At 68.0% G+C, this 15,756-nt stretch carries 9 protein-coding genes; 3 read left to right on the top strand and 6 right to left on the bottom strand.

From position 1 onward, the window contains the following. Nucleotides 1-260: 260 nt before the first annotated feature. Nucleotides 261-728: a SecDF P1 head subdomain-containing protein gene (locus BM060_RS03765; RefSeq protein ID WP_074977420.1), complete on the top strand. Its 468-nt coding sequence runs from the start codon at nucleotides 261-263 to the stop codon at nucleotides 726-728. A gap of 306 nt (nucleotides 729-1,034) precedes the next feature. Here the strand turns inward: BM060_RS03765 and glyA are convergent, their stop codons facing one another. Beyond that, the gene (gene glyA / locus BM060_RS03770) at nucleotides 1,035-2,288 is read right to left on the bottom strand and encodes a serine hydroxymethyltransferase (RefSeq protein ID WP_074977422.1); all 1,254 of its coding nucleotides are present in this window, start codon (nucleotides 2,286-2,288) and stop codon (nucleotides 1,035-1,037) included. A gap of 291 nt (nucleotides 2,289-2,579) precedes the next feature. Then, on the bottom strand, nucleotides 2,580-6,839 hold the full coding sequence (locus BM060_RS03775) for a sensor domain-containing protein (protein ID WP_370686608.1): 4,260 nt from the start codon (nucleotides 6,837-6,839) through the stop codon (nucleotides 2,580-2,582). Nucleotides 6,840-7,088: 249 nt separating this feature from the next. Here BM060_RS03775 and ettA point away from each other — a divergent pair, with 249 nt between their 5' ends. Both ettA and gdhA read left to right on the top strand, forming a co-directional pair. Then, on the top strand, nucleotides 7,089-8,753 hold the full coding sequence (ettA, locus tag BM060_RS03780; protein ID WP_074977426.1) for an energy-dependent translational throttle protein EttA: 1,665 nt from the start codon (nucleotides 7,089-7,091) through the stop codon (nucleotides 8,751-8,753). Nucleotides 8,754-8,983: 230 nt separating this feature from the next. Continuing rightward, a complete protein-coding gene (gene gdhA / locus BM060_RS03785) occupies nucleotides 8,984-10,318 on the top strand; it encodes an NADP-specific glutamate dehydrogenase (protein WP_074977429.1) in 1,335 nt (444 codons plus the stop codon). Nucleotides 10,319-10,810: 492 nt separating this feature from the next. Here the strand turns inward: gdhA and BM060_RS03790 are convergent, their stop codons facing one another. The 4 genes from BM060_RS03790 to BM060_RS03805 all read right to left on the bottom strand — a co-directional run bounded on the left by BM060_RS03790 (nucleotide 10,811) and on the right by BM060_RS03805 (nucleotide 15,640). Next, on the bottom strand, nucleotides 10,811-11,833 hold the full coding sequence (locus tag BM060_RS03790) for a cytochrome-c peroxidase (RefSeq protein WP_074977430.1): 1,023 nt from the start codon (nucleotides 11,831-11,833) through the stop codon (nucleotides 10,811-10,813). A 128-nt stretch (nucleotides 11,834-11,961) separates the two neighbouring features. Further along, complete coding sequence (locus tag BM060_RS03795; protein WP_074977432.1) at nucleotides 11,962-13,182, bottom strand: RtcB family protein; 1,221 nt, start codon at nucleotides 13,180-13,182, stop codon at nucleotides 11,962-11,964. Between the two features lie 46 nt (nucleotides 13,183-13,228). Further along, nucleotides 13,229-15,094, bottom strand: a complete 1,866-nt coding sequence (locus BM060_RS03800) for an Lnb N-terminal periplasmic domain-containing protein (RefSeq protein ID WP_074977434.1) — start codon at nucleotides 15,092-15,094, stop codon at nucleotides 13,229-13,231. A 57-nt stretch (nucleotides 15,095-15,151) separates the two neighbouring features. Next, complete coding sequence (locus BM060_RS03805) at nucleotides 15,152-15,640, bottom strand: DUF3015 domain-containing protein (RefSeq protein ID WP_009617533.1); 489 nt, start codon at nucleotides 15,638-15,640, stop codon at nucleotides 15,152-15,154. Between the last annotated feature and the right edge of the window lie 116 nt (nucleotides 15,641-15,756).

The following is a 15,756-nucleotide window of genomic DNA, read 5'->3' on the forward strand; positions in this document are numbered from 1 at the left end:
GGGCAAAAAAGGCGGGCATGATAGCAGCTCGCCGGAAACGCGGGTATCGAGCCCGTCGACCGGCCCCACGACGAGCCTAGTTGGCCGGGGCCGTCACTGCCAGCAAAGGGCCCGCGCCAGCCCCTTCGTTGACTTCGGCCACGCCTGCCGGGAGGCCATTGGCGTTATCATGCGTCGGCCGGTACGCAATGACCGGCGCGCGCCGTTGTCCAACCGGCATTCGGCCCGATTCCATTGTTGCCTGACCCCATCGTCGACCCATGAAACGCCTGATCCCGCTCTGCCTCCTCGCCCTGCTGGGCGCCTGCGCCGGCGCGCCGCCAGTCCTGCCGCAGCACAGCTTCGACATCCACGCCACCGCCGACAAGCCCACCGCCAGCACGCGCACCCTGGCCGACCCGCAGGGCCAGGCGGTGCTGGTCGTGGCCCGCGCCGAACTCACCCAACGCGACGTGCAGCGCGCCGAGGTGGTGCTGGGCAACGGCGGCCGCCCCGGCGTGCTGGTGACCTTCGCCCCCGACGCCAGCAAGCGCCTGGCCCGGCTGACCGAAAAGCAGCAGGGCAAGGCCCTGGCGGTGGTCATCGACGGCCGCCTGCGCATGCTGCCGCAGGTATCCGAGCCGGTGCGCGACGGCCGGGTGATGCTGGAGGGCTTCGACAGCCAGGTGGAAGCGGAGACGCTGGCGCGGCAGCTCAATGCGCTGCGGGATGTGCCGGCGCAGCCCTGATCCGTCGCTTCCAACGACGGATAATCGCGGACGGAGTCCGCTCCTACGGGGGCGCCTGACAATCGTAGGATGGGTTGAGCGAAGCGATACCCATCGCCATGGCCGCATGGGTTTCGCAAGCTCAACCCATCCTACGAAGAGCGCCTTGGTGCGGCCCGCAAGACAGTTGCTCCTACGATCGTGCTTCCCCGGAGGCGTAGGAGCGGACTCCGTCCGCGATTGGGCTCGCAGGCTGCGCGGGGCTATCCGAAGGTGAAACGAAAAAGCCCGGCAAATGCCGGGCTTTTCGTCGTTCTCGGCTAAGGCTTACTTGCCATACACCGGGAACTTGCCGCACAGCGCCTTGACCTGCTCGCGCACGCGGCCTTCCACGGCTTCGTCGCCCAGGTTGGCGAGGATCTCGCAGATCCAGCCGGCCAGTTGGCGGCACTCGCCTTCCTTGAAGCCGCGGGTGGTCACGGCCGGGGTGCCGATGCGCAGGCCCGAGGTGACGAAGGGCGAGCGCGGGTCGTTCGGCACGCTGTTCTTGTTCACGGTGATGAAGGCGCGGCCCAGGGCGGCGTCGGCGTCCTTACCGGTGATGTCCTGCTTGATCAGGCTGAGCAGGAACAGGTGGTTCTGGGTGCCGCCGGAAACCACGTCGTAGCCGTTCTCGATGAACACCTGGGCCATGGTCTGGGCGTTCTTCACCACTTGTTCCTGGTAGGCCTTGAACTCGGGCTGCAGGGCTTCCTTGAAGCACACGGCCTTGGCGGCGATGACGTGCTCCAGCGGGCCGCCCTGGCCGCCCGGGAAGACCGCGGAGTTCAGCTTCTTCTCCAGCTCTTCGTTCTTGCGCGCCAGGATCAGGCCGCCGCGCGGGCCGCGCAGGGTCTTGTGGGTGGTGGTGGTGACGACGTCGGCGAAGGGCACCGGGTTCGGGTAGATGCCGGCGGCGACCAGGCCCGCCACGTGGGCCATGTCGACGAACAGGTAGGCGCCTACCTTGTCGGCGATGGCGCGGAAGCGCGGGAAGTCGAGGATCTGCGAGTAGGCGGAGAAGCCGGCGATGATCATCTTCGGCTTGTGCTCCACGGCCAGGCGCTCGACCTCGTCGTAGTCGATCAGGCCGTTGCCGTCGATGCCGTATTGCACGGCGTTGTAGATCTTGCCGGAGAAGCTGACGCTGGCGCCGTGGGTCAGGTGGCCGCCGTGGGCCAGGCTCATGCCCAGCACGGTGTCGCCGGCATTCAGCAGGGCCATGTAGACCGCGGCGTTGGCCTGGGAGCCGGAGTGCGGCTGGACGTTGGCGTAGTCGGCGCCGAACAGCTGCTTGGCACGGTCGATGGCCAACTGCTCGACCACGTCGACGTACTCGCAACCGCCGTAGTAGCGCTTGCCCGGGTAGCCTTCGGCGTATTTGTTGGTCAGCACGCTACCCTGGGCTTCCATCACCGCCGGGCTGGTGTAGTTCTCGGAGGCGATGAGCTCGATGTGCTCTTCCTGGCGCTGGGCTTCCTGCTCCATCGCGGCGAAGAGTTCGGCATCGTAGCGGGCGAGGGTCAAATCACGGCTGAACATGGCGGTCCTCATAAGGATCGGTGCTGGGAAAGGGGCGCATTCTAACCCAGGGCGCGCGCGCTGGCATATGAAAGGCGGTCATGTGGCGGACAAGCGGGATTCACGCGGGGGGAGCGCTGTAGGAGCGGGCCCTGCCCGCGATTCGCGCGCAGGGCGCGCTCCCACAGGTGGCGCCGGGGGCATGGTGTAGGAGCGAGCTTGCTCGCGAACAGATTCCGCAGCGGGGGCTCATTCGCGAGCAAGCTCGCTCCTACGAGAAGCCGTGCCTGCCCGTACAGGGGAATCCTGGCGCTAGCCGAGCAGGAACAGCGCATTGCTGGAGAACAGCGCGGCGAACTGCTCGGCGGTCATCGGCCGGCCGAACAGGAAGCCCTGCACCTCGTCGCAGCCGTGCTCGCGCAGGAAGTCCAGCTGCGCCTGGCTCTCCACGCCCTCGGCGATCACCATCAGGTTCAGGCTGTGGGCCATGGCGATGATGGCGCGGGCGATCTGCGCGTCCTGCTCGCCGTGGGGCAGGCCGTCGACGAAGCTGCGGTCGATCTTCAGCACGTCGATGGGGAACTGCTTGAGGTAGTTCAGCGACGAGTAGCCGGTGCCGAAGTCGTCCACCGCGATGGCCAGGCCCAGGCGCTTGAGGCCGGAGAGGATGTGCATGGCCTCGGACACGTCGCTCATCAGGATGCTTTCGGTCAGCTCCAGCTCCAGGCAGGCCGGCGGGATGCCGGTCTCCATGAGGATGCCGGCGATGCGCGTGCCCAGTTGGCCATCGGCGAACTGCCGCGCCGAGAGATTCACCGAGACCTTGGGCACCCGCACCTTGTCGCGGTGCCAGATGCGGATCTGCCGGCAGGCCTCGGCCAGCAGCCAGTCGCCGACCTGGGCGATCAGCCCCAGTTCCTCCAGCACCGGGATGAACTCGGCCGGCGCGATCAGCCCGCGCGTGGGGTGCTGCCAGCGCAGCAGGGCCTCGGCGCCGGTGAGGCGGCGGCCGTCGCCGGTGAACTGCGGCTGGTAGTGCAGGATGAATTCGTCCTGCTCGATGGCGCGGCGCAGGTCGCTTTCCAGCTCCAGGCGCTCCAGGGCGCGGGCGTTCATCTCGGCCTGGTAGAACTGGAAGTTGTTCTTGCCCACTTCCTTGGCGTGGTACATGGCGGTGTCGGCGTTCTTCATCAACTGGCTCAGCTCGGCGCCGTCCTGCGGCGACAGGGCCACGCCGATGCTGGCGGTGACGAAGAACTCGCGGCCTTCCAGGGTGAAGGGCCGGGCGAGGCTGGCGAGGATGCGCTCGGCCACCTGGATGGCGCGCTTGAGCGCCTTGTCGCGGTCCTCCAGGCCCGGCAGCAGCAGGGTGAACTCGTCGCCGCCCATGCGCGCCACGGTGTCGTTGTCGCTGACGCACTGGTTCAGGCGCTCGGCCACTTCCTTGAGCATGCGGTCGCCCGCGGCGTGGCCCAGGGAGTCGTTGATCGGCTTGAAGCGGTCGAGGTCGAGGAACATCAGCACCACCCACTGGCGGTGCCGCTCGGCCTGCATCAGCGCGGTGTGCAGGCGGTCCTGGAACAGCGTGCGGTTGGGCAGGTGGGTGAGGGCGTCGTAGTAGGCCAGGCGGTGGATGCGCCGCTCGCTGGCCTTGCGCTCGCTGATGTCGCTGAAGAAGCAGACGAAGCTGACCAGGTCGCCTTCCTCGTCTTGCACCGCGGTGATGCCCACCCAGGACGGGTACAGCTCGCCGCTCTTGCGTTTCTGCAGGATCTCGCCCTCCCAGCTGCCGCTGCGCTGCAGGCTGTCGAGCACGTGCTTGAGCTGGTTGGCTTCCTGCTGGTCGGCGGTGAGCAGGCGGGGCTGCTGGTCGAGCACCTCGGCGGCGCTGTAGCCGGTCAGGCGCGAGAAGGAGTCGTTGACCTGGACGATGTAGCCGGCCGGGTCGGTGACCATGATGGCCGCGGTGGAATGCTCGAACACGGTGGCGGCCATGCGCATCTCGCGCTCGGCGCGGCGCTGCTGGCTGATGTCGCGGGCCACGCCGAGCAGGCCGACGAAGCGCCCGTTGTCGTCCCACATCAGGGCGATGCGCAGCTCCACCGGGACCTTGCGGCCGTCGGCGCGCAGGCAGTCGAAGGTGAACAGGTGCACCGCGCTGGATTCGCGCAGGGCGGCCAGCCGGCGCGGCGCGCCTATGGCGTCGCGCACGCGCTCCAGCAGGTCGTGCAGGCGCCCCAGCTGCGCCGGGTTGGCGGCGATCTGCTGCAGGTCGTTGTGCAGCAGCCAGGCCGGGCTGTAGCCGAAGGTCTGCTCGATCGACGGGCTGATGTAGTCGATGTTCAGCTGGGCATCGGTGGTGAGGATCACGTCGCTGATGCTTTCCGCCAGCATCTGGTAGCGGCGGCTGCTCTCGCGCAGCGAGTTGTTCGCCTCCACCGTGTCGGTGATGTCCTTGGCCACGCCGATCAGGCGCGCCACGCGGCCGTCGGCGTCGCGGCTGAAGGCCTGCTCGCGGATGTCGAACCAGTGCCAGCTGCCGTCGCGGTGGCGCCAGCGCAGCAGGCTGTCGAGCAGCAGGTTGTCGCCGATCACCTGTTGCAGGTTGCGCACGCGCCAGTAGTACTCGACGTCGTCCGGGTGCAGCAGGCATTCCCAGAAGCGCTCGCCCATCTGCTCCAGCTCGTCCTTGCCGTAGCCCAGCTGGCTGCCCAGGTGGTGGTTGCTGAAGATCACCCGGCGCGCGGTGATGTCGTGGATGTAGAGGGTGTCGGGCACCGCGCGCACGGCGTCGGACCAGAACTTCTCGCGCTCGATCAGCGACAGCTCGACCTGCTTGCGGCTGCTGATGTCGGACAGGCTCAGGGTGACCGCGCGGTAGTCCGGCAGGTGCTCGGGGATGCGCAGCTGCAGCCAGAAGTGGCGCAGCTCGCCCTGGCCGGTGCGGATGGCGACTTCCTGCTCGATGGGGCCGGTGCCGCAGAGGATCGCCTCGATGATGTGCGCGCGCGCGCTGCCGGGGCGCCGCGGGCTGTCGCTGATCAGGCGCCGCCAGGCCTGCTCGCCGCTCTCCACGCCGAACAGCCGGCGCGCCACCTCGTTGACCTCGCTGATGCGGATCAGCCGCAGCAGCTGCGGCCAGTGTTCCTCGCGGCGATCCAGCCAGGCCTCCAGGCGGCCCGGCTCGCGCAGGCCGTTGTCGGTGAAGAAGCGCTGCAGGTCCGAGAGGTCGAGCACGCAGAGCGCCACGCCGACGCCGTCGAAGATGTCCTGGTAGCGCCGCCGCGTTTCTTCCAGCACCTGCAGCGAGCGCTGTTCCTCGGTGACGTCGCGCAGCACCCAGACGTGCCCGCCCGGCGCCTGCTGGCCGCGCAGCACCCAGCCGGGCGCCTCGCCCGGCGGGGATTCTTCCAGCGGATGGCGGCTGACGGCATAGCGCCGGCGGCGGCCGTTGCGTTCCAGGGTGACGTGCTGGGTGCCCGATGGCTGGCCTTCGCCGCTCTGCCGTTCCAGTTCCGGCAGCAGGCGGGCGAGATGGTGCTGCGGGGCGTCTTCGGCGCTCACGCCCAGCAGCCGCTCCGCCGGCGGGTTGAGATAGACCAGGCGGCCGTCGGCGCTGGTCACCAGCACCCGCTCGTCCACCGCCGCCAGGGCCTGGGCGGCCTGGCGCAGGCGCGACTGCGAATCGGCGGTCTGCGCGCGCAGGCTCTGTTGTTCGCGTTGCAGGCGCAGCAGGGCGGCGCAGCTGATGCCGGCCAGCAACAGCAGCAGGCCCAGCTCGCCGAGCAGGCGCGGCGGCAGCCTGGGCTGCAGGACGGGCGCATCGACCAGCGGGCGGACCTGCCAGTCGCTGTTGGCGACCTTCAGCGCCGGCGCTTCGACGCTTTCCGGCGCGGCGTCGGTCGGCTCGTCGGGCGCGGCCAGGATCGGGTGGCCGACCTCATCTTCCAGCACCCAGGCGTGGCCGCCGTCCAGGATGCGTCCGGTCCATTGCCGGCGCGCCTCGGCGGCGTCCAGGCGGAGCACGGCGAAGGGGCCGCCGGCGTCCTGGAGGCGCAGCAGCAGGTAGAAGTGACCGCCATCGGCGTCGCTGTAGGCGTAGTGGAAGGGGCTGGCGCCGGCGCGTTGGCGCAGGCCGGCGATGAAGGCGTCGTCGCCGCTGTCCGGCGCGGTGTCCAGTTGCTTGGCGCCGCTGGCCGCGTACCAGGCCAGGCTGCGCAGGGCGGGGTAGACCTGGCGCAGGTCGTCGAGCAGCAGCGCCGGCTCCTCGCCGCGGCCCAGGCGTTGCAGCGCCAGGCTGCGCGCGGCCAGGGCCTTGAGTTCCAGGGCCAGGGACAGCTGGTGCGCCAGTTCCTGGCTCTGGTGCACCACGCGCTCGCGCTCCAGCCGCGCCTGGCCGAAGTATTCCTGGCCCAGCTGCCAGAGCAGCAGGCCGAGCATCAGCGGCACCAGCAGCAGGGCGCTCCTGATGGCCAGCCGTTCAGGCCGGGCCAGGCTGGCCGGAGGGCGGGGAGGTCTGGACAAGGAGCGGCTACCTGGAACGGGGCGACGGGGTTCGGCGCGCAGTAGCATGCCCGGAAGCAGGGCCAAGTGCCAGTATCGCCGACGAGCGTCGTTTGCCCTTCACGGTCCATTCCGGTAGCTTTGCCGCACGCGCGCGTTGAACGCTGCGCCCTGTTTCCGCGAGTCCGGCCCTGCCGTCGCCCGCCTCGCCCGTCGCCCGCGGCCAATGGTCGCGCCCCGAATGCCGGGGCGCACCGGCCCGCCGGCCGCGACAGCCATGACGGCCATTCACTCTTTCATCCCAGAAGCTAGGTATCCATGGCTCAATACGTCTACACCATGCACCGGGTCGGCAAGGTCGTGCCGCCCAAGCGTGAAATCCTCAAGGACATCTCCCTGTCGTTCTTCCCCGGCGCCAAGATCGGCGTGCTGGGCCTGAACGGCGCGGGTAAATCCACCCTGCTGCGCATCATGGCCGGCGTCGACACCGAGATCGAGGGCGAAGCCCGCCCGATGCCGGGCATCAAGGTCGGCTACCTGCCGCAGGAGCCGCAGCTCGACCCGCAGAAGACCGTGCGCGACGTGGTCGAGGAAGCGGTGGACGAGGTCAAGCAGGCCCAGGCCCGCCTGGACGAGGTCTACGCCGCCTACGCCGAGCCGGACGCCGACTTCGACGCCCTGGCCGCCGAGCAGGCCAAGCTGGAAGCCATCATCCATTCCTCCGACGGCCACAACCTGGAGCGCCAGCTGGAAGTCGCCGCCGACGCCCTGCGCCTGCCGCCGTGGGACGCGAAGATCGAACACCTCTCCGGTGGCGAGAAGCGCCGCGTGGCGCTGTGCCGCCTGCTGCTGTCGGCCCCCGACATGCTGCTGCTGGACGAGCCGACCAACCACCTGGACGCCGACTCCGTCGCCTGGCTGGAACACTTCCTCCACGACTTCCCCGGCACCGTGGTGGCGATCACCCACGACCGCTACTTCCTCGACAACGTCGCCGGCTGGATCCTCGAACTGGACCGCGGCCACGGCATCCCCTTCGAAGGCAACTACTCCGGCTGGCTGGAATCCAAGGCCAGCCGCCTGGCCCAGGAAGCCAAGCAGGAGGCCTCCCACGCCAAGGCCATGAAGGCCGAACTGGAGTGGGTGCGCCAGGGCGCCAAGGGCCGCCAGGCCAAGTCCAAGGCCCGTCTGCAGCGCTTCGAGGAAATGCAGTCGCAGGAATTCCAGAAGCGCAGCGAGACCAACGAAATCTACATCCCGGCCGGCCCGCGCCTGGGCGACAAGGTCATCGAGCTGCACAACGTCTGCAAGGGCTACGGCGACCGCGTGCTGATCGACGACCTGTCGCTGAGCATCCCCAAGGGCGCCATCGTCGGCGTGATCGGCGGCAACGGCGCGGGCAAGTCCACCCTGTTCCGCATGCTGACCGGCAAGGAACAACCGGACTCGGGCACCATCGAGATCGGCGATACCGTGCAGATCGCCAGCGTCGACCAGAGCCGCGACAGCCTGGAAGGCACCAAGACCGTTTGGGAGCAGGTTTCCGACGGCTTCGAGCAGATCAGGATCGGCAACTACGAAGTCCCCTCGCGCAGCTATGTCGGCCGCTTCAACTTCAAGGGTGCCGACCAGCAGAAGTTCGTCAAGGACCTCTCCGGTGGTGAGCGTGGCCGCCTGCACCTGGCCCTGACCCTGAAGCAGGGCGGCAACGTGCTGCTGCTCGACGAACCGTCCAACGACCTCGACGTGGAAACCCTGCGCGCCCTTGAAGAGGCGCTGCTGGACTTCCCCGGCGCCGCCATCGTGATTTCCCACGATCGCTGGTTCCTGGACCGTATCGCCACCCACATCCTGTCCTACGAGGACGACGGCAAGGTGACCTTCTTCGAAGGCAACTACACCGAGTTCGAAGCCGACCGCAAGAAGCGACTGGGCGAGGCTGCCGCGCAGCCGCACCGCGTGCGCTACAAGAAGCTGGCGTAAGCCGCTTCTCACGACAGACGGGGCCTTCGGGCCCCGTTTTCGTAGGTGTACGAAGCTGTTTGAAATGTTTTGAAATACTTGCTGCAGCCCAGTAGCTGAAAGGGCTTTCTTACAGATTTGCACCAAAAAGATTCATAAAGGCGTCATGTCGCACTGTCTCGGTGCGATATCGGTTGTTAGAGTCTCGCCGCAAAAGGGCCCCGCCCATAATCAGAAAGACCGGTGTAGACATGACGCAATCCGTTGACTCGTTCCTCGAGCGCCTCAAGCGGCGCGACCCCGATCAGCCCGAATTCCACCAGGCGGTGGAAGAGGTGCTGCGTTCCCTCTGGCCATTCCTCGAAGCCAACCCGCGCTACCAGCAGGCCGGCATCCTCGAGCGCATCGTCGAGCCCGAACGCGCCATCCTGTTCCGCGTGCCCTGGGTCGACGACCAGGGCCGGGTGCGGGTCAACCGCGGCTTCCGCGTACAGATGAGCAGCGCCATCGGCCCGTACAAGGGCGGCCTGCGCTTCCACCCCTCGGTGAACCTGGGCGTGCTCAAGTTCCTGGCCTTCGAGCAGGTGTTCAAGAACTCCCTGACCTCGCTGCCCATGGGCGGTGGCAAGGGCGGCTCGGACTTCGACCCCAAGGGCAAGAGCGACGCCGAGGTGATGCGCTTCTGCCAGTCGTTCATGAGCGAGCTGTACCGCCACGTCGGCGCCGATCTGGACGTGCCGGCCGGTGACATCGGCGTGGGCGCCCGCGAGATCGGCTACCTGTTCGGCCAGTACAAGCGCCTGGCCAACGAGTTCAGCTCGGTGCTCACCGGCAAGGGACTGGCCTATGGCGGCAGCCTGATCCGCCCGGAAGCCACCGGCTACGGCTGCGTGTATTTCGCCCAGGAGATGCTCAAGGCCCGCGAAAGCGGCTTCGACGGCCAGCGCGTGGCCATCTCCGGCTCCGGCAACGTGGCCCAGTACGCGGCGCAGAAGGTGATGGAACTGGGCGGCAAGGTGATCTCGCTGTCCGACTCCGAAGGCACCCTGTTCGCCGAGGGAGGCCTGAGCCTGGAACAGTGGGAAGAGGTGATGGAGCTGAAGAACGTCCGCCGCGGCCGTCTCAGCGAAATGGCCGGCCCCGGCCTGCGCTTCCTCGCCGGCCAGCGCCCCTGGTCGCTGCCCTGCGACATCGCGCTGCCTTGCGCGACGCAGAACGAACTGGACGCCGAGGACGCCCGCACCCTGCTGGCCAACGGCTGCATCTGCGTGGCCGAAGGCGCCAACATGCCGTCGACCCTGGAGGCTGTGGATATCTTCCTCGAAGCCGGCATCCTCTACGCGCCGGGCAAGGCCTCCAACGCCGGCGGCGTCGCCACCAGCGGCCTGGAGATGAGCCAGAACGCCATGCGCCTGCACTGGAGCGCCGGCGAGGTGGACCAGCGCCTGCACGGCATCATGCAGAACATCCACCACGCCTGCGTCGCCCACGGCGAGGAGAACGGCCGGATCAACTACGTGAAGGGCGCCAACATCGCCGGCTTCGTCAAGGTCGCCGACGCCATGCTGGCGCAAGGGGTGGTCTGACCTGCCGAAGGCCGGTGGGGCGTAGGGCGTATAACGCTCCGCGTTATACGCCGCCTGGCCTTGGTCCCAGGCGCGCCCGGATTTGGCTTCGGAGGCGCTTCGATCCCGATCAATAAGCCGGGCATGAGATAGGTGTAGCGGCGTATAACCGCGAACGGTTATACGCCCTACGTACCGGTTGGCGATGGGTATCGCTTCGCTCCACCCATCCTACGCGAGCGCACCGAAGTGCTTTTCGTAGGAGCGAGCTTGCTCGCGAACGAACTCCGCTGCGGGGTATCAGGTTCGCGAGCAAGCTCGCTCCTACAGTTCCCGGGAAGCACGGTATTCCCACCCGTAGGAGCGGACCTTGTCCGCGATAGCCGAAGGTTCCGGCGCGATTCGCGGATGAGATCCGCTCCTACACTGCGCCACCTACGCCTTTCCCCTGTAGGAGCGCGCCCTACGCGCGAATCGCAGGCAGGGCCTGCTCCTACAGGGGGAGGCCCCTGGTCAATCCACCGGGCGCGGCGTGCTGGCGGTGCTCGGCGGCAGCAGCGGGTATTCCACCTGCGGCTGCTTGCCGGTGACGGTCTTGAGGAAGGCGACTATGTCGCTCACCTCGCCGGCATCCAGTTGCTTGCCCAGTTGCGCGGTGCCCATGATCGTCACCGCTTCCTCCAGGTCCCACACCTGCCCGCTGTGGAAGTAGGGCGCGGTGAGGGCCACGTTGCGCAGCGGCGCGGCGCGGAACACGTATTCGTCGTTCTGCGTCTTGGTCACCGCGAAGCGGCCCTTGTCGCCGCTGGGCAGGATGCTGGCGTCGGGTTTCTTCACCAGGCCGAACGGGAAGTAGGCCTGGCCGCCGAGGTTCACGCCGTTGTGGCAGCTGATGCAGCCGGCGCTCATGAAGGCCTGCAGCCCTTTCTTCTCCTTGGCGTCCAGGGCCTTGTCGTCGCCCTTGAGGTACTGGTCGAAGCGCGAGTCGGGGGTGATCAGCGTCGATTCGAAGGCCTGCAGCGCGCGGGCCATGTTGTCGAAGCTCGTTGCCTGCTTGTCGCCGGGGAAGGCCTTTTCGAAGGCCGCCACGTACTCGGGCATGCTCCTGAGGGTGGTCTCGACGTTCTTCGGCGTGTTGTGCATTTCCACCGGGTTCTGCACCGGGCCCTTGGCCTGTTCCTCCAGGTCCTTGGCGCGGCCGTCCCAGAACTGCGCCACGTTGAACACGGCGTTGAACACCGTCGGCGAGTTGCGCGCCCCTTTCTGCCAGGCGTGGCCGCTGGAGGCCGGCACGTTGTCGGCGCCGCCGGTGCCGATGTTGTGGCAGGTGTTGCAACTGATCACGTGGCTGGCCGACAGGCGTGGCTCGAAGAACAACTGGCGACCCAGCTCCACCTGGGCCGCGTCCAGCCCGGTGGTCTGCTCGGGGATGGGCTTGAAGATGGCGTTGGCCTGGTCGCGCAAGGCGTCGGCGTGGGCGGCGGTACTGCTGGCGGCCAACAATAAACCGCCCAGGGCCAGTTTCAGGGGCTGCATGGAGTGTTCTCCTCGTTATCAGGCTATTGGTCTTTTCTGATTCAAGGAGAGGCCAGCCGGCGAAGCGGCGACTTGACCGGGATCAAGCCCGTGGCATGCGGTGGGGTGCGGGGCTTTGCCGCAGGCGTTCAGCCCTTCACGCAGACCACCTGGCGCAGGGTGTGCACCACTTCCACCAGGTCGCGCTGGGCGGCCATCACCGCGTCGATGTCCTTGTAGGCCATGGGGATCTCGTCGATCACGTCCTTGTCCTTGCGGCATTCGACGTGGGCGGTGGCGCGCACCTGGTCCTCGACGCTGAAGCGCTTCTTCGCCTGGGTGCGGCTCATGCTGCGGCCGGCGCCGTGGCTGCAGGAGCAGAACGCCTCCTGGTTGCCCAGGCCGCGGACGATGAAACTCTTCGCCCCCATGGAGCCGGGGATGATGCCCAGCTGGCCCTTCTGCGCCGACACCGCGCCCTTGCGCGTGACCAGCACCTCGCGGCCGAAATGCTGCTCGCGCTGCACGTAGTTGTGGTGGCAGTTCACCGCCTCCAGGCTGGCCTCGAAGGGCTTGCGGATCACCTTGCGCGCCGCGGTGATCACCGCCTGCATCATCAGCTCGCGGTTCTGCCGGGCGAAGTCCTGGGCCCAGCCCACCGCTTCGACGTAGTCGTCGAAGTGCCGGCTGCCTTCCTCGAAGTAGGCCAGGTCCTTGTCCGGCAGGTTGGCCAGGTGCTGGCGCATGTCGGCCTGGGCCAGCTCGATGAACAGGCAGCCGATGGCGTTGCCCACCCCGCGCGAGCCGCTGTGCAGCATGAACCAGACGCGCCCGGCCTCGTCCAGGCAGACCTCGATGAAGTGATTGCCGGTGCCCAGGGTGCCCAGGTGCTGGCGGTTGTTGGTCTTCTCCAGGCGCGGGTACTTGTCGGTGATGGCGCGGAAGCGCCGGGCCAGGCCCTTCCAGGCCTGGTCGGCATGCGCCGGTACGTCGCCCCAGGCGCCCTGGTCGTGGCGGCCGAAGGTCTTGCCGTGGGGCACCGCCTTTTCGATGGCGCTGCGCAGGCCGTGCAGGTTGTCCGGCAGGTCGGCGGCGAGCAGCGAGGTGCGCGCGGCGATCATGCCGCAGCCGATGTCCACGCCGACCGCGGCCGGGATGATGGCGCCGACGGTGGGAATCACGCTGCCGATGGTCGAGCCCTTGCCCAGGTGCACGTCGGGCATCACTGCCAGGTGCCTGAAGATGAACGGCAGGCGCGCGGTGTTCATCAACTGCTGGCGCGCCTCGTCTTCCACGGGCACGCCCTGGGTCCAGAGCTTGATCGGCTTGCCGCCGGCGACTTCGAGCAGGGTGGGGGCTGGGGTTTTCATGGCGCGCTACCCGCCCGCCATCGCGGCGGGCGCTGAATCCGTCGATTCAGTAATGGTACCAGCGCAACTCCAGCATGACCTCGCTGACCGGCCCGGCCTGGTGGCTGAACTGGCGTTCGGCGGACAGCCGCAGGCCCAGGTTGCGGCCCAGTTCCACCTGCTGGCCGAGGCTCAGGCTGCGGCGCACCTCGCCGTTGTGGAAGTAGTCGCCCTTGCCCTCCAGGGCCAGGTTGCCCAGCGGGTTGCGCCAGAGCACGCCGGTGTCGAAGCCCACTGCCGGCGCTATGGTCGCGGCGAAGTCGGGGTTGTTCTCGATGCGCGCGGTGCCCAGGGCGTAGGCCTGCAGGTCGTCGGCGAGCTTCCAGCTGCCGCCGGCGCCGCCGTTGACGTGGCCGGCCAGGGTGTCGTGGTCGTCGTCGCTGTGCTTGCCCGGCACCCGCTCCCAGCCGCCGGTGACCTGCCAGGACAGCGGCTGCAGCAGGGCGTTGCGTGGCGTCATGGAGCGGATGCTGACCAGGTCCAGGCGCTGCAGCTGCCAGCGGTTGCCCTCGTACTGGCGCAGGCGCAGGTCGCCCAGTTCCAGCTGCGCGCCCTGGGGGAAGCCGTAGCTGTTGTCCAGCAGGTCGTGGTAGGCCATGCGCAGGCCGTAGTCGGCGAAGGCCTGGCCGTCGCGGCTGCCGGCGCCGAGCTGCCAGGTCAGCGACTGGTGGCCTTCCTCCGGCTGCCCCGGGCGTTCCACCTGGGCCGGCGGCGGTGGGTTCTGGTTGATCGCCCGCAGCAGCTGGTAGCTGCGCGCGGCGTCGGCCTCGTCGCGCTCCTTGCCGGTGGCGCGGTAGCGCAGCAGGCGGAAGGCGGTGTCCTGCACCAGGGCCTGGCGCGGCGCGGGCAGGGCCTTGAATTCGGGGGAATCGAGCAGGCGGTCGTCGTCGGCCAGGCGCCGGGCCAGCTGCTTCTCGCCGGCGTCCAGCGGCTCGGCGCGGGCCAGCAGTTCCTTCTCCCGCGAGGGGCGGTAGTCGACCTTGTCGATCATCCCGGCCTGCTTCACCGCGCGCACCGTGTCGGTGGGGATGGCGTAGAGCGGGAATTCGTCGGTCAGCTTCACCCCGGGGCGGGCGATCTCCAGCAGTTCGAGCAGGCGGAAGGAGCAGTTCTCGTCGAAGAAGAAGTACTTGAAGCGGACCTGCTTGAGTTCCCACACGTGCTCGACCATGCGCCCGGTCTCCTCGGGCGTGAGGTTCAGGCGGTATTCCCAGAGGTCGCGGTTCTCCAGGCGGCTGTATTCGGAGAGCTTCTCGCGGTAGGGCACCAGGGCGAACAGGCCGGGGTAGCCGCCCATCAGGCCCTTCCAGGCGTAGAGGATGCTGTTGTCCATGCCCTCGATGTAGGCGCCGAAGTTCAGCGCGTAGCTGAGCAGGGCGGTGTTGTTGCTGTCGACGTCGGCCTGGTCGATGCGCAGCAGGGTGTGGCCGAACATCGACGAGGGGCTGTTCAGGTAGGCGGCGGGGAACACCAGCACGGCGCTGTGCGGGTTGATGTCGCCGTACCAGGTGTCGTACTCCTTGCACGCCGGCCGCGGCAGGCCGGTCAACTGCAATTGCTGCTTCAGCCAGCGTGTGCGCGCCGGGTAGACGCACTGGGCATGCTTGTCGCCGAGGCCGGGGGCGGCGTAGAGGGCGTCGACGGTGGCCTTGAGCTCATGCTCCGGCGAGCGGTCGCCGTCCTCGGCGAGGAAGAACCTGTCGTCGTCGACGAAGCTGCGCCAGCCGCCCAGCTTGCTCGGCGTGTAGTGCCCCAGGGCCAGCCAGTAGGGCTGCGCGGCCAGGGCCTGGAGGCGGGATTCGGGAAACTGGGGGCTCGCGTGCAGGGATGCGCAGGCGCACAGCGCCAGCCATGGCAACAGGCGTTTGGGCATGGGGACCTTAGCGGGTCGGGGTAGGGGAGCCCGCCCCGGTGGGGCGGGCCATCAGGCTCAGGCCTGTTCGGCGTACTTGGCCAGGCGGGTGTCCTGTTTCAGCACGGCCTGGGTGTTGGCGTAGACGTCCTCGGCGGTGACGTCGGACTTGTTGAAGATCTGCGCGAAGTGCTCGTGGGTCACTTCGGCGAAGTGCGCGCGGTCTTCAGGTTTCACGCCCAGGACCACGGCGTAGGTGGTCAGCGCTTCGCCGTCACCCTTGGCCATGTCTTCGGACAGCTCGTCCATCATGCTGCTGAGCACGATCATCGGCTTGCCGCCGTAGGTCAGCGCGCCATTGGTGTGGCAACCGTTGGTGCCGGTGGTCATGCCGAAGGTGTTGTTGCCCGAGGAGCCGTTGGTGGTGGCCGCCAGCACGTGGGTGGCGGTGCCGCGCTGGCCCTTGAAGAGCATCTGGCCCCAGCCGCAGCCGTCGCTGCCGGGGGCGTCGGCGAAGGCGCCGATGGAAACGGTGGCGAGGAGGGTACCGAGTAGAATCCTTTTCATCTGCGTATCTCTCTTTGTTCGTATGCATGGCTGTACGTAGCCGCTGACAGCAAACAGCGCCAGGCAGAGCTTTGTAGGAATATCCTGAGGGTGTCAAGGCGCGATGTCCCTCAATC

Source organism: Pseudomonas citronellolis, from assembly GCF_900112375.1.
In the GTDB taxonomy this organism is placed as follows: Bacteria; Pseudomonadota; Gammaproteobacteria; order Pseudomonadales; family Pseudomonadaceae; genus Pseudomonas; species Pseudomonas citronellolis.

Coding starts and splice junctions, on each gene's coding strand:
- BM060_RS03765 (WP_074977420.1), top strand. CDS start 261: ATGAAACGCCTGATCCCGCTCTGCCTCCTCGCCCTGCTGGGCGCCTGC.
- glyA (WP_074977422.1), bottom strand. CDS start 2,288: ATGTTCAGCCGTGATTTGACCCTCGCCCGCTACGATGCCGAACTCTTC.
- BM060_RS03775 (WP_370686608.1), bottom strand. CDS start 6,839: ATGCTACTGCGCGCCGAACCCCGTCGCCCCGTTCCAGGTAGCCGCTCC.
- ettA (WP_074977426.1), top strand. CDS start 7,089: ATGGCTCAATACGTCTACACCATGCACCGGGTCGGCAAGGTCGTGCCG.
- gdhA (WP_074977429.1), top strand. CDS start 8,984: ATGACGCAATCCGTTGACTCGTTCCTCGAGCGCCTCAAGCGGCGCGAC.
- BM060_RS03790 (WP_074977430.1), bottom strand. CDS start 11,833: ATGCAGCCCCTGAAACTGGCCCTGGGCGGTTTATTGTTGGCCGCCAGC.
- BM060_RS03795 (WP_074977432.1), bottom strand. CDS start 13,182: ATGAAAACCCCAGCCCCCACCCTGCTCGAAGTCGCCGGCGGCAAGCCG.
- BM060_RS03800 (WP_074977434.1), bottom strand. CDS start 15,094: ATGCCCAAACGCCTGTTGCCATGGCTGGCGCTGTGCGCCTGCGCATCC.
- BM060_RS03805 (WP_009617533.1), bottom strand. CDS start 15,640: ATGAAAAGGATTCTACTCGGTACCCTCCTCGCCACCGTTTCCATCGGC.